The sequence below is a fragment of the Agromyces sp. S2-1-8 genome (genome assembly GCF_021129215.1).
Lineage (GTDB): Bacteria > Actinomycetota > Actinomycetes > Actinomycetales > Microbacteriaceae > Agromyces > Agromyces chromiiresistens.
The window spans coordinates 453,378-466,731 of record NZ_JAJOLP010000001.1; the positions used below are offsets into that span (position 1 = coordinate 453,378).

Annotated in this window: 14 protein-coding genes; 8 read left to right on the top strand and 6 right to left on the bottom strand. The window is 72.3% G+C overall.

Annotated elements, in window-relative coordinates:
• Positions 1-53 precede the first annotated feature (53 nt).
• Positions 54-3,707, bottom strand: a complete 3,654-nt coding sequence (locus tag LR269_RS02010) for a bifunctional proline dehydrogenase/L-glutamate gamma-semialdehyde dehydrogenase (RefSeq protein WP_231429036.1) — start codon at positions 3,705-3,707, stop codon at positions 54-56.
• A 159-nt stretch (positions 3,708-3,866) separates the two neighbouring features.
• Between LR269_RS02010 and LR269_RS02015 the strand changes: the two genes are divergently transcribed.
• Genes LR269_RS02015 through LR269_RS02025 form a run of 3 tightly spaced genes read left to right on the top strand, consistent with a single transcriptional unit; the run spans position 3,867 to position 6,044 of the window.
• The gene (locus LR269_RS02015; protein ID WP_231429037.1) at positions 3,867-4,775 is read left to right on the top strand and encodes a LysR substrate-binding domain-containing protein; all 909 of its coding nucleotides are present in this window, start codon (positions 3,867-3,869) and stop codon (positions 4,773-4,775) included.
• A gap of 49 nt (positions 4,776-4,824) precedes the next feature.
• Positions 4,825-5,595: an META domain-containing protein gene (locus LR269_RS02020; protein ID WP_231429038.1), complete on the top strand. Its 771-nt coding sequence runs from the start codon at positions 4,825-4,827 to the stop codon at positions 5,593-5,595.
• Positions 5,596-5,651: 56 nt separating this feature from the next.
• Positions 5,652-6,044, top strand: a complete 393-nt coding sequence (locus tag LR269_RS02025; RefSeq protein WP_231429039.1) for an META domain-containing protein — start codon at positions 5,652-5,654, stop codon at positions 6,042-6,044.
• A 10-nt stretch (positions 6,045-6,054) separates the two neighbouring features.
• Here LR269_RS02025 and LR269_RS02030 read toward each other — a convergent pair whose 3' ends face one another.
• Positions 6,055-7,038 carry a YafY family protein gene (locus LR269_RS02030; RefSeq protein WP_231429040.1) on the bottom strand — a complete coding sequence of 328 codons (984 nt, stop codon included), beginning with the start codon at positions 7,036-7,038 and terminating at the stop codon, positions 6,055-6,057.
• 60 nt (positions 7,039-7,098) lie between these two features.
• Here LR269_RS02030 and LR269_RS02035 point away from each other — a divergent pair, with 60 nt between their 5' ends.
• Positions 7,099-8,085, top strand: a complete 987-nt coding sequence (locus LR269_RS02035; RefSeq protein ID WP_231429041.1) for an ATP-binding cassette domain-containing protein — start codon at positions 7,099-7,101, stop codon at positions 8,083-8,085.
• Positions 8,086-8,114: 29 nt separating this feature from the next.
• On the top strand, positions 8,115-8,897 hold the full coding sequence (locus tag LR269_RS02040) for an ABC transporter permease (protein WP_231429042.1): 783 nt from the start codon (positions 8,115-8,117) through the stop codon (positions 8,895-8,897).
• Between the two features lie 6 nt (positions 8,898-8,903).
• Here the strand turns inward: LR269_RS02040 and LR269_RS02045 are convergent, their stop codons facing one another.
• Positions 8,904-9,068, bottom strand: coding sequence for a hypothetical protein (locus LR269_RS02045; RefSeq protein ID WP_231429043.1), 165 nt, complete (start codon positions 9,066-9,068; stop codon positions 8,904-8,906).
• 165 nt (positions 9,069-9,233) lie between these two features.
• On the opposite strand from LR269_RS02045, the gene LR269_RS02050 reads away from it, so the two are divergent.
• Together LR269_RS02050 and LR269_RS02055 are read left to right on the top strand one after the other, a co-directional pair.
• Positions 9,234-10,898, top strand: coding sequence for an NAD(P)/FAD-dependent oxidoreductase (locus tag LR269_RS02050; RefSeq protein WP_231429044.1), 1,665 nt, complete (start codon positions 9,234-9,236; stop codon positions 10,896-10,898).
• 55 nt (positions 10,899-10,953) lie between these two features.
• Positions 10,954-11,556 carry a TetR/AcrR family transcriptional regulator gene (locus LR269_RS02055; protein WP_231429045.1) on the top strand — a complete coding sequence of 201 codons (603 nt, stop codon included), beginning with the start codon at positions 10,954-10,956 and terminating at the stop codon, positions 11,554-11,556.
• A 34-nt stretch (positions 11,557-11,590) separates the two neighbouring features.
• Here the strand turns inward: LR269_RS02055 and LR269_RS02060 are convergent, their stop codons facing one another.
• Complete coding sequence (locus tag LR269_RS02060; protein WP_231429046.1) at positions 11,591-11,953, bottom strand: DoxX family protein; 363 nt, start codon at positions 11,951-11,953, stop codon at positions 11,591-11,593.
• 55 nt (positions 11,954-12,008) lie between these two features.
• Positions 12,009-12,368 carry a DoxX family protein gene (locus LR269_RS02065; protein ID WP_231429047.1) on the bottom strand — a complete coding sequence of 120 codons (360 nt, stop codon included), beginning with the start codon at positions 12,366-12,368 and terminating at the stop codon, positions 12,009-12,011.
• Between the two features lie 140 nt (positions 12,369-12,508).
• Between LR269_RS02065 and LR269_RS02070 the strand changes: the two genes are divergently transcribed.
• The gene (locus LR269_RS02070) at positions 12,509-12,934 is read left to right on the top strand and encodes a helix-turn-helix domain-containing protein (protein WP_231429048.1); all 426 of its coding nucleotides are present in this window, start codon (positions 12,509-12,511) and stop codon (positions 12,932-12,934) included.
• Between the two features lie 16 nt (positions 12,935-12,950).
• On the opposite strand, the gene LR269_RS02075 is transcribed toward LR269_RS02070, so the two are convergent.
• Positions 12,951-13,313 carry a hypothetical protein gene (locus LR269_RS02075; protein WP_231429049.1) on the bottom strand — a complete coding sequence of 121 codons (363 nt, stop codon included), beginning with the start codon at positions 13,311-13,313 and terminating at the stop codon, positions 12,951-12,953.
• Positions 13,314-13,354: the final 41 nt, after the last annotated feature.

Here is a 13,354-nt window from a genome sequence, read left to right on the forward strand (position 1 = left end):
CCCTCTCATAAGAAGGTGCCGACCGGCCCATCCTGCAACTGACCGAACTCGGCTCAGATGACCCCGTCGGAGAGGGTCGTCGGGTTGCCGAAGCGGTGGTTGGTGATCGAGATCGCCTGCTCGTGGAGGAACGGCAGCAGCTCCACGCGGCCCGACGGGGTCACGGGGTGCGACCACACGGCCACGTCGGGCGAACCGCCGAGCGCCGACGCCAGCGCCGAGGCATCCCCGCCGACGAGCCGCACGCGGCTGGCGCCGCCCAGCGCGTTCGCGCGGTTGGCGCGCACCCGCTCGAGCCAGTCGCGGTCGTTCTCGCGCACGACCCGCACGTCGCGGGCGGCGAGCACCGTGCGCACGTTCTTGGGCAGCTCGACGCCGCTCGAGACCGTGAACGGCGCCTTCGCGAGCAGTCCCGCCGCGATGACCCGCAGACCCTCGGCCAGGGTCGCCTGCTCACCGATGCGCACGGCGACCGGCAGCGTCCGGTAGCGGAACACGTTGCGCTCGACGCCGAGGCCCGAGACGTCCCGCGTCGTGCCGTACTCCTCGGCCCAGGCGACCTCGTCCGACAGTGCCGACCGTCGCAGCACCTCGAACGAGTCGTAGTCGAGGGCCGACTGCGCCGCCTCGATGAGCTCGGTCACGCGGCGCTCGAGGCCGCGCAGGTGCAGCGACTTCGAGGCGCTGCCGTGCTCGGGCACCCAGTCGCCGAGGCCGAACAGGTAGTTCGGGCCGCCGGCCTTGGCACCGGCGCCGACGGCCGACTTCTTCCAGCCGCCGAAGGGCTGGCGCTGCACGATCGCCCCGGTGATGCCGCGGTTGACGTAGAGGTTGCCCGCCTCGACGCGGTCGAGCCAGGTCGCGAGCTCCTCCGAGTCGAGCGAGTGCAGGCCCGCCGTGAGGCCGTAGTCGACGGCGTTCTGGAAGCGGATCGCCTCGTCGAGGTCCTTCGCGTGCATGATGCCGAGCACCGGGCCGAAGAACTCGGTGAGGTGGAAGTACGAGCCGGGCGCGACCCCCGTCTTCACGCCGGGCGACCACAGCTTGCCGGTGTCGTCGAGCTGCTTGGGCTCGACGAGCCACTCCTCGCCGATGCCGAGCTCGGTGAGCGCGTTCAGCAGCTTGCCGTTCGCGGGCTCGATGATCGGGCCCATCTGGCTCTGCGCATCGGCCGGGTAGCCGACCCGCAGCGAGGTCGCCGCGTCGACGAGCTGGCGGCGGAACCGCTCGGACTTCGCGACCGACCCGACGAGGATGACGAGGGAGGCCGCCGAGCACTTCTGGCCGGCGTGGCCGAAGGCGCTCTTCACGACGTCGGAGGCCGCGAGGTCGAGGTCGGCCGACGGAGTGACGATGATCGCGTTCTTCCCGCTCGTCTCGGCGAGCAGGGGCAGGTCCTCGCGGAACGAGCGGAACAACTGCGCCGTCTCGTACGCACCCGTGAGGATGACGCGGTCGACCGTCGGGTGCGAGACGAGCTGCTTGCCGAGCTCGCGTTCGCCGATGTCGACGAGGGCGAGCAGGTCCTTGGGGATGCCGGCCTCCCACAGCGCCTCGACCATGACGGCGCCCGAGCGCTGCGCGAGCTTCGCGGGCTTGATGATGACACCCGAGCCCGCGGCGAGCGCCGCGAGCACGCCGCCGGCCGGGATCGCGACCGGGAAGTTCCACGGTGGCGTGACGACCGTCAGGCGAGACGGCACGAAGGTCGCGCCCTGCACGTGGTCGAGCTCGCGGGCGCGCTCGGCGTAGTAGTGCGCGAAGTCGATGGCCTCGCTGATCTCGGGGTCGGCCTCGGCGATGGTCTTGCCCGTCTCGGCGGCCATGATCTCGATGAGCCGGTCGCGGTTCGCGGCGAGCGCGAGGCCCGCGCGGTGCAGCACGGCGGCGCGCTCGGCGCCGGGCAGTTCGCCCCAGGCCTTGCCGTTCGCCGCGACGGTCTCGATGATGCGCTCGAGCGTCGCCTCATCGTCGACGCGAGCGGCCGCGACGGCGTCGAGGCCGAGCTTCGTGTCGGGCACCTTGGCGAGGATCCGGCGGCCCCATTCGCGGTTCGCCGCGAGGGCGGGGTCGGTGTCGGGCTCGTTGCGGAACCCGGGGGTCACGCCCGGACCGGCCACCGCTCCGGGCGCATCGGCCGATGCCGACGCGGATGCCTCGGGCGAGACGAGCTCGTCACCCGCCGACCCGCGCGTGATGCCGAGCACCACGCTCGTGAGCGATCCCTCGTGCTCGCTGCCCGGTGCGGGTGCGTCGGAGGCGGCCATCGCCGTGGCGAGCGCGTCGCCCTCCCACTCGGTGCGGCGGTTCTGGGTGCGGTTCGGCGACGGCACCGCGGCATCCCCGTTCGAGGCCTCGAGGGCGTCGAGCGAGCGCTGGTACCGTTCGCGCTCGCGCTCGAACAGGCGCCGGTCTGCGCCGAGCTCGAACACGGCCGACATGAAGTTCTCCTGGCTCGCGTTCTCCTCGAGGCGGCGGATCAGGTACGCGATCGCGACGTCGAACTCGGAGGGGTTCACGACGGGCGTGTAGAGCAGCAGGTTGCCGACATCGCCGCGCACCGCCTCGGCCTGGCCGGTCGCCATGCCGAGCAGCATCTCGAACTCGACCCGGCTCTCGACGCCGCGCTCGCGCGCGGTGAGCCAGGCGTGGGCCACGTCGAAGAGGTTGTGACCGGCGACGCCGAGCTTCACCGCGTCGGCGCGCTCGGGGGTCATCGACCAGTCGAGCACCCGCTTGTAGTTCGTGTCGGAGTCCTGCTTCGACGAGTAGGTCGCGAGCGGCCAGTCGTGCACGGCCGCGTCGACCTGCTCCATGGCGAGGTTCGCACCCTTCACGATGCGCACCTTGATCGGCGCGCCGCCCGCGGCGCGCCGGGCCTGCGCCCACGCGGTGAGCTCCTGCATGGCGCCGAGCGCGTCGGGCAGGTAGGTCTGCAGCACGATGCCGGCCTCGAGACCGCGCAGCTGCGGCTGGTCGAGCAGGGTCGTGAAGACCGCGATCGTGAGGTCGAGGTCGCGGTACTCCTCCATGTCGAGGTTGATGAACTTCGCCGTGCCCTTCGCGCTGCCGGCGGCCGCGAGCTCGTAGAGCGGGGTGAGCTTCGCGACGACCTTCGCGACCGCCTCGTCGAACGACCACATCGAGAGCTGGCTGACGACCGACGACACCTTGATCGACACGTAGTCGACGTCGTCGCGCGCGAGGAACTCGTAGGTGCCCGTGAGGCGCCGGTCGGCCTCGTCCTCACCCAGCACGGCCTCGCCGAGGAGATTGAGGTTGAGCCGGTTGCCCGACTCGCGCAGCTTCGCGATCGCCGGCCCGAGCTTCGCCGGGGTGGCGTCGAGCACGAGGTGGCCGACCATGGCGCGCAGCACGCGGCGCGCGATCGGGATGACGACCCACGGCAGCACGGGCGCGACGACCCCGCCGAGGCGGATCGCGGCCTTCAGGTACCACGGCAGGAACTTCGGGGTGAGCTTCGCGACCTGGGCGAGGTTGCGGCCGGCGACGCCGAGGTCTTCGGGGCGCATGACGCCGTCGACGAAGCCGACGGTGAATGCGAGGCCGTTCGGGTCTTTCAGCACGCCGGCGAGACGCTCGGCGGCGGGGTCGACGGGGTGATTCGCGCTCTCTTCGAGCCAGCGGCGCACGAGGGCGACGACGTGATCGGTATCCGGCCGTGCGTCAGTGGCGGCGTTCGACATGGTCACGAGGGTAGTGTCCTTTGCTTCGGGCACGCCGGGGGTTGTCGCGCGCCTCTCGAGATAAGTGTGCGCCGCGACATCCGTCAGGTACAGCGAACGATTCCGATGCATACTATTCAGGGAAACCGAACGATAGCTCGGATGCCCCCGGAGGCCCCCATGCTCGATGTGCGCCGCCTGCGCCTGCTGGTCGAACTGAGCCAGCGCGGCACGCTCGCCGCAGTCGCCGAGGCCCTCTCGTACAGCCCCTCCTCCGTGTCGCAGCAGCTCAGCCAGCTCGAACGCGAGGCCGGCGTGCCGCTGCTCGTGCAGGTCGGCCGGCGCGTGCAGCTCACACCGCAGGCGCTCGTGCTCGTCGAGCACGCGCGCGCGGTGCTCGACCGGCTCGAGGAGGCCGAGGCCGACGTCGCCCGCTCGCTCACCTCGGTCGGCGGCACCGTGCGCATCGCGGTGTTCCAGTCGGCGGCGCACGCGGTCGTGCCGCAGGCGCTCACCCTGCTGCGCGCCGAGCACCCCGCGCTGCGGGTCGAGATCACCGAGCGCGAACCCGACGTCGGGCTCTTCGAGGTCGCCGCGCGCGACTTCGACCTCGTCATCGCCGAGCAGTACCCGGGGCACACGCGCGCGCACCGCGAAGAGCTCGACCGGGTGCACCTCGCCGCCGACGCCATCCGGCTCGCACTGCCGCCGCACCCCGCGTCGCGCCCCGCCGGGCTCAAGACCGCCGCGAGCATGCCCTGGGTGCTCGAGCCTGCCGGCACGGCGTCTCGGGAGTGGGCCGAGCAGCTCTGCCGCGAGGCGGGCTTCGAACCCGACGTGCGGTTCGAGACCGCCGACCTCATGGCGCACATCCGGCTCATCCGGTCGGGCAACGCCGCCGGGCTCCTGCCCGACCTCGTGTGGGCGGGCGAGGCGCCGAGCGTGCGCCTCGTCGACCTGCCGGGGCACCCCGAGCGCGAGGTCTTCACGTCGACGCGGCACGCCGCCGCCGCCCGGCCGGCCGTCGTCGCGTGCCGCGACGCACTCGCCCGCGCGGCCCGCGCGACCGCGACGCCCGCCGCCGACTGACGCGGCACGGCGCGGCACGGCGAGCCCCACCGAGGGCTACGCTCGGCGCATGGAACCGCTGACGCTCCGGAACCGCGCCCCGCGCCGCCCGCTCATGCGAACCGGCGCGGCGATCATCGCCGTCATGACCGTCGCCCTGGTGTCCGCGTGCGCGAGCCCGGGCGGGTCGGATGACTCGTCGCCGAGCCCGAGCCCGGCGAGCGCCGTCGGCACGTGGGGCGACCCGACCGACACCACGGCGCCGTCGCTCTCGCTCGCCGCCGACGGCACGCTCACCGGCACCGACGGCTGCAACCGGCTCACCGGCCGCTGGGAGGACCAGGGCGCCGGCCGCATCGAGTTCGACGACGTCGCCTCGACGCGGATGGCCTGCGAGGGCGTCGACACCTGGCTCTCGGCACTCGACGAGGCGACGATCGACGGCGACACGATGACGGTGCTCGGCGACGACGACGTCGAGCTCGGCACGCTCGAACGCACCTCCGACGAGCCGGCCGTCGCGGGCGACGACCCGGCGGCGTCGGGAGCGGCGAGCGCGTTCGTCGGCACCTGGGGCACCGATGCGCCGCAGCAGCCGTTCCTCGTGATCGCCGCCGACGGCACCGTCACGGGCAGCGACGGCTGCAACTCGCTCACCGGTTCGTGGGAGCCCGACGACGACGGCACGATCGAGTTCGACCGGATGGCGTCCACGATGATGGCCTGCGAGGGCGTCGACCAGTCGCTCGGCCGGCTCGACTCGGCCTCGGTCGACGGCGACACCCTCACCGTCCACGACGATCACGACGCCGTGGTCGCGACGCTCCCCCGCACGGCATAGGCAGAGCCCACTTCTGGGCATGGCGGCCGACCCGCCGGGCCACTACCCTGACCGGCATGACCATCACTCGGAGGGTCGCGCTCGGTGCAGGCGCAGCGGTCATGCTGCTCCTGTTGACCGGATGCCTCGGGGAGGAGGGGTCGGTGCAGGGAGGCTCCATCGACCCGACCGGCACCTGGGGCGATGCGACCGACACGGCTTCACCCTCGCTCACCCTCGACGAGGGCGGCGACTTCAGCGGCACCGACGGCTGCAACCGGCTGAGCGGCACCTGGACGGTCGACGAGTCCGACCACGTCCACTTCGAAGACGTCGCCGTCACCCAGATGGCGTGCGAAGGCGTCGACACCTGGCTCGCGGGGCTGAACGAGGCCACGATCGCCGACGACACGATGACCGTGCTCGGCCAGGACGGCTACGAGATCGGCACCCTCGAACGCTCCGACTGAGCGCGCCCGCTCAGGCGGTGGCCTGCGCGAAGCGTTCGGCCTGCCGGCCGAGGAACTCGGCCAGCTCCGGCCCTTCGACGCGGTAGCGCACGCCCGGAGGAATCCACATGAGGGCCATCGCGAGCGCCTCGACCGACTCGGCCTCGAGCGGCCACGCGCAGTGCGCCTCATCGACGGCCTGGACCTCGCGCCCGTACCAGCCGAGGTGCTCGACGAGCTCGGCGCGCGGAAGCTCGACGATCACGCGCGCCTCGATGCTGCGGCGCCGGTAGCGCACCGCGCGTTCGACGCGCTCGCGCGCATCCTCCTCGGTCAGCGCACGCGGCTCGAAGCGCACCCTGGTCGGGAACACGTCGCTGATGCGGTCGAGCCGGAACGTGCGCCAGTCGTCGCGATCGCGGTCCCACGCGAGCAGGTACCAGCGACGGGCGACGGGCACGAGCCGGTACGGTTCGACGCTGCGGGCGGACCCCTGCCCCGAGGCATCCGTGTACTTGAACCGCAGCCGCTCGCCGTCGCGGCACGACAGGGCGAGCAGTCCGAGCAGTTCGGCGTCGACCTCGGGTGCCGGACGGCCCGAGCGGTTCCACCCGCCCGCGCCGACGCCGACCGCCGTGTGCGACTGCAGCGCCTCGATGCGCCGGCGCAGCGCGGGCGGCAGCACCTGCTCGATCTTCGCGAGCGCCGAGAGCGTCGTGTGCTCGGCGCCGCGCAGCCCGGCCGTCGCCTGCGAGCGCAGGCCGAGCGCGATCGCGACGCCCTCGTCGTCGGTGAGCAGCAGCGGCGGCAGTCCCGTACCCGCTTCGAGCCGATAGCCTCCGGCGCTGCCGCGCACCGATTCGATGCCGTAGCCGAGCTCGCGCAGCCGTTCGACGTCGCGTCGGAGCGTTCGCTCGCTGACGCCGAGCCGGCCCGTGAGTTCGCGCGCCGACCAGTGCCGGTGGCTCTGCAGGAGGGAGAGCAGTTCGAGGGTTCTCGAGGTGGTCGCGGCCATGTTCCGATTCTCCCTCTAATGCGGACAGAAAGTGACCGGATGCCTCGAGAGACTGGCCGCATGACGAACCAGATGATCACCGCACAGGGCCTCACGAAGACGTTCCGCTCCAAGGGGCAGACCGTCGAGGCCGTCCGTTCCCTCGACCTCGCCGTCGGCGAGGGCGAGCTCGTCGCGTTCCTCGGCCCGAACGGCGCCGGAAAGTCGACGACGCTCCGCATGCTCACGACCCTCCTGCCCGCGACGAGCGGTGGGGCCACGGTCGCCGGATGCGACATCCGCACCGACGCGGCCGGGGTTCGCCGCCGTATCGGCTACGTCGGCCAGGGCAGCTCCGGCGGGCACACCCAGCGCGTGCGCGACGAACTGCACGCGCAGGGCGCGTTCTACGGGCTCGGCCGCCGAGAGACCCGCGCCCGCGCGGCCGAGCTCATCGAGTCGCTCGAGCTCGGCCAGGTTGCGAACCGCACCGTGCAGCAGCTCTCGGGCGGGCAGAAGCGCCGGCTCGACATCGCGCTCGGGCTCATCCACCGGCCCGGGCTGCTGTTCCTCGACGAGCCGTCGACGGGCCTCGACCCGCACAGCCGGGCCAACCTCTGGCAGCACATCGTCGAGCTCCGCCGCGAGACCGGCACCACGATCTTCCTCACGACGCACTACCTCGACGAGGCCGACCAGCTCGCCGAGCGCGTCATGGTCATGGACCACGGCTCGGTCATCGCCGACGACACGGCAGGGGCGCTCAAGTCGTCGCTCGCGGGCGACCGCGTCACGCTCGCGTTCGACACCGCCGCGGATGCCGCGGCCGCAGCCGCCCGCATCGGCGCCGAGCCCGACCCGGCCGACCCGAGGGTCGTCGCCGTCACGGCACCGGGCGGCGACCGGGCGCTGCCCCGCTACATCCGCGACCTGTCGGACGCCGGGATCGAGGTCGTCGCCGCCACGCACCGGCAGCCGACCCTCGACGACGTCTTCCTCGCCCTCACCGGCCGCAGTCTCCGCGAAGAGGCGGCGCACGCCGAGCCCGCCGAACTCGCCACCGTCTGACCGCACGATCACCTGAAGGGACCGCTCTCATGACCACCACCGCACCCACCGCCCGCCCCACGGGCTTCGTCCACGACACCGCCGCCGTCTTCGTGCGCGAGTCGAAGCCCCTCATCCGAGACCCGTTCAGCGTCGTGTTCTCGCTCGTGCAGCCGCTCGTCTTCCTCGGGCTCTTCGGGCCGCTGCTCATCGGCGCCGCCGGCGGCGACGTCGCAGGCACGCTGCAGTGGTTCGTGCCCGGCATCCTCGTCATGGTCGCCCTCTTCGGCACCGCCTCGACCGGGGCGAACCTGCTGTTCGAGATGCAGACCGGCTCGCACGAGCGCACCCTCGTCGCCCCGCTCTCGCGGAGCGCCCTGCTCGTCGGCCGCGCCCTGAAGGAGGTCGTGCCCCTCGTCATCCAGGGCACGATCGTCGTGCTCGTCGCCGTGCCGTTCGGGTTCAGCGTGAACGCGGCAGGGCTCGTGGCCGGCCTGCTCGTGCTCGCGGTGTTCGGCATCGGCTTCGGCGCACTGAGCTACACGCTCGCGCTCGCCTGCCGGAACCGCGACTGGATGTTCTGGATGGTGCACCAGACGCTGCTCTTCCCGCTCATGATCCTCTCGGGCATGCTGCTGCCGCTCGACGACGGCCCCGGCTGGATGAAGGCCGCCGCTGCCGTGAACCCGCTGAGCTACCTCGTCGGCGCCGAGCGGGCGCTGCTCGCCGGCGACTTCGGAGCCCCCGCCGTCGTCGGCGGCGCGATCGCCGCGATCGTCACGTGCGCGGTGGGTGTCGTCGTCGGCGTGCGCGCGATGCGCCGGGCGCGCTGAGCGCGCTCAGCCCTTCGAACCTCGACGCGCCAGTACGACGGCAGCGACGACGATCACCGCCCCGAGCACGAGCAGGGTCGCGACCAGCCAGGACGCATCGAACGTGACCGCCGCCGTGTCGTGACAGTCGACGTTCGTCGCGCACGAGGTGAGCACAGTCGAGCCGATCATGACGCCTCCCGAGTTGATGCTCGCTCCATCGTGACGCCCGCAGCCGTCGTCGGCACCCCGCCGGAAGTAACGATTCGGCCAATGCCGGTTCCGCCCCATGTGAGGCGGAACCGGCATTGCCGTTTGCGGAACCCCCGCCCCAGCCGGGGCGTTTACGCTCGGAGGATGCCGCTCCCCCGACCAGCGCCCGAGCCCGCCGCCGCCGCCACCGCCGCCGCCCTCACCGCACACGACGTCGTGATCGTCGGCGGAGGCCACAACGGCCTCACGGCCGCCGCCTACCTCGCCCGCGCCGGCCTCGACGTGCTGCTGCTCGAGCGCGACGACCACCTCGGCGGCGCGGCGGTCTCGGCCGAGGCGTTCGAGGGCGTCGACGCACGGCTCAGCCGCTACTCGTACCTCGTGAGCCTGCTGCCGCAGCGGATCGTCGACGACCTCGGCCTCGAGATCGGGCTCGTCCGCCGCCGGTTCTCGTCGTACACGCCCGACCCCGCCGACCCCGGGCGCGGCCTGCTCGTCGACGGCGACGCCGGCCCCGAGGCATCCCGCGCCGCCTTCGAGCGCGTCGACGCGCAGGCCGACGCCGCCGCCTGGGACGCGTTCTATCGAAGCACCGCACGGCTGGCCGAGCGCCTCTTCCCCACCCTGACCGAGCCGCTGCCGACCCGCGCCGAGGCCCGCGCGCTCGTCGGCGACGACGACGTCTGGAATGCGTTCGTCGAGCGCCCGCTCGGCGAGACGATCGACGCGACCTTCGCGAGCGACCTCGTGCGCGGGGTCGTCGCGACCGACGGGCTCATCGGCACATTCACCGCGCTCGACGACCCGTCGCTCGACGCGAACCGGTGCTTCCTCTACCACGTCATCGGCGGCGGCACCGGCGACTGGGACGTGCCGATCGGCGGCATGGGCGCGGTCTCGGGCGAGCTGGAGCGTGCGGCGCGCACGGCAGGAGCGCGGCTCGTGACCGGCGCCGAGGTCGTGGCCGTCGACCCGACCGGTCGCGTGCGCTACCGGGTCGACGGCGGCGAACGGGTCGCGACCGCGGGCACGGTGCTCGCGAACGTCGCGCCCGCCGTGCTCGAGCGGCTCGTCGAGGCGGGCGACCCCGATGCCGCCGCGGTGCCGCCCGTCGTGCGTGCGCGCCTGCACGCTCTGCACGCGCCCGAGGGCGCACAGGTCAAGGTCAACCTGCTGCTCGAGCGGCTGCCCCGGCTGCGCGACGCAGACGTCGCCGCCGAGCAGGCGTTCGCGGGCACCTTCCACATCAACGAGCTCGCGACGCAGCTCGACGCCGCCTTCTCGACAGCCGTGCGCGGCGGCATCCCCTCGCCCTTGCCGTGCGAGATCTACTGCCACACGCTGAGCGATCCGTCGATCCTCGCGCCCGAACTCGCCGCCGCGGGCATGCACACGCTCACCGTCTTCGGGTTGCACGTGCCGCACCGACTGCTCGAACGCCACGGAAACGCCGAACTGCGCGAGCTGCTGCAGCAGGCGGTGCTCGACTCGCTCGACAGCGTGCTCGCCGAACCCGTCGAGGGCGTCATCGCGAAGGATGCCTCGGGCCGGCCGTGCATCGAGACGAAGACGACCCTCGACCTCGAGGAGTCGCTGCGCATGCCGGGCGGCAACATCTTCCACGGCCCGCTGTCGTGGCCGTGGGCCGACGACGGCGCGCCGCTCGCGACGTCGGCCGAGCGGTGGGGCGTCGCCACGCGGCACCCTCGCGTGCTCCTGTGCGGGTCGGGCGCGGTCCGCGGCGGCGCGGTGAGCGGCATCGGCGGGCACAACGCCGCGATGGCCGTGCTCGAGGAGCTGGCGGGCTGAGGGCGCGGCGGCTGAGGATGGGGCGCCGCGCCATACCCTCCGGTACGGTGGCTCCATGTCGACGACACGCGAGCGCTGGCTCGACGAGGGGCTCGAGGTGCTCGCGACCGAAGGCGCGCCGGGGCTGCGGATCGACCGGCTCGCGGCACGCCTCGGCGTGACGAAGGGGTCGTTCCACCACCACTTCACCGGGGCCGGCGCCTACAAGGACGCACTGCTCGCGTACTACGAGGAGCACACCCTCGCCGCGATCGACGAGGGGATCGCGGCACAGCGCGCCCGCGGCACGCGCGCCACCCTCTCGTGGCTCAGTGAGCTCGCGATCTCGGGCGCTCCATCGATCCGCCCGACCGCGCTCGACGCTGCCGTGCGCGCCTGGGCGCACTCCGACGACGATGCGCGGGCGACGCAGGCGCGCATCGACGCGCGCATCATCGATGCACTGCAGGCGGTGTGGCGGCCGGCGACGACATCCGACGCGGCCGCCCGGACCGCGGCACTCGTGCCGTACCTCGTCTCGGTCGGCGCGGCCGCGACGGTGCCGCCGATCAGCAGCGACGAGCTCCGGGCGGTCTACGAGCTCCTGCTCGAGATCGCCCCGGTCGCGGGCGGACCGACGGCCGACGGCGACGGCGACGGCGCCGGCGCCGGAGACTGAGGCCGGCCGGCGCACCGGGGCGGAGGCCCGCAGGTCAGAGCACGAAGCAGAAGAGTCCGGTCGCGAGGCAGATCACGAGCATGCCCGTCGCGTTGAGGAACAGGTTGCGCCCGAGGTCGCGCGCCCGCACGTGCATGCCGATCGCGACGAGGAAGTAGGCGATGAGCGCGGCGCAGGTGAGCGCGCCGAGGTACGGAATCCAGATGCCCGCGATGAGCCCCGCGGCGGCGGCGAACTTGATCGGCGGCATCACCCACCACCACTTCTTCGGGAAGCCCACGTCCTCGAAGCACTTCGCGATGAATGCGACGGGCTTCAGGCAGAGCAGGGCGTCGCCGAAGCAGATGGCAGCGAGCAGCACGACGGGCCAGACCGGGTCGGGAAGGGCGGCATCCATGGGCCATACCATACCGTATGGTATGGCCTGCGACCAGACACGAGGATGCCGCGGTTCAGGCGAGCACGATCCAACCGACGCCGACGACGAGCGAGACGACGCCCAGCACGAGGCTCGGCACGAACGACTCCTTGCGCTTCACGTGCAGCGCGACGGCGAACACCATGGTGACGGCGAGCGCGAACGCCGCGGTCGGGGTGAGCCAGGCGAGGATGCCGGTCGCGGCGGGCAGCACGAGCCCGATGCCGCCGAGCAGCTCGAGGATGCCGATGGTCTTCAGCTGGCCGGCGCTGACGTCTTCGACCCAGGGCATGTTGGCGAGCACGGCCTCGCGCGACTTCAGCGCCTTCATGCTTCCGGCCATGACGAACAGGAGGGCGAGCAGGCCGGTGACGATCCACAGCGCGATGATCAAGGTGTTTCTCCAGACGAGTCGGTTACCATCAGTGCGTAACGCACGATCGGTGACTCTAACCGACGACCCCCACGCACTTCACCGTGCGTCACGCACCCGAGGTGCGTATCGGGGGCGGCGTGCGACCGGAGAGGAGCACCATGGCGACCCCGCTGACCGCCGACGCCGTCGTCGATCGCCTGCCGCCCGCGGCGTCGCCGTGCAGCGTCGAGCACGAGGCGAGCGACGTCATCCGCGACGTGCTCGCCCGCGTCGGCGACAAGTGGAGCCTGCTCGTCGTCGGGCTGCTGCACGACGAACCGCTGCGCTTCACCGAACTGCAGCGCCGCATCGACGGCATCTCGCACCGCATGCTCACGCAGACCCTGCGCAACCTGCAGCGCGACGGACTCGTCTCACGGACGAGCTACGCCGAGATCCCGCCGCGCGTCGAGTACGCCGCGACCGAGCTCGGCCGTTCGCTCGCCGAACCCGTGCTCGGACTCGTGGGGTGGGCTGCCGCCCACCACGAGCAGATCACCGACGCCCGCGACGCCTTCGACGAGGCATCCACCCGAACGGGGTGAGACCCCGGTGCCGGGGTCAGAAGATGAACATCTGGCCGAGCACGATGATCGCGATGACGAACAGCGCGATGATGGCGCCCGCGATCGCCAGCGACTTCGCCGAGAGATTCGCGACGACGTAGCCCACGAGGATCGGCACGGCCACGAGGAAGAGCGTCACGATCCACCAGAAGGTCTGGTAGGCGCCGGTGCCCACTTCTTCGAGCCGCCCCGAGAACAGCTGCTGCGTGTGCGGGTTCGTCGCGAATGCGAACGCGGCCGACAGCGGCAGGGCGACGAGGACGAGCACGATCAGGCCGGCGAGCCAGCCCCACAGCCCCGACTTGCCCTCGGTGATGTCCATCGTCTCTTCGTGCGCAACGCGCCCCTTCGAACTCATGCCACCGACTCTAGTGGTTCGTGCATCCGCGGGCTTAGCCT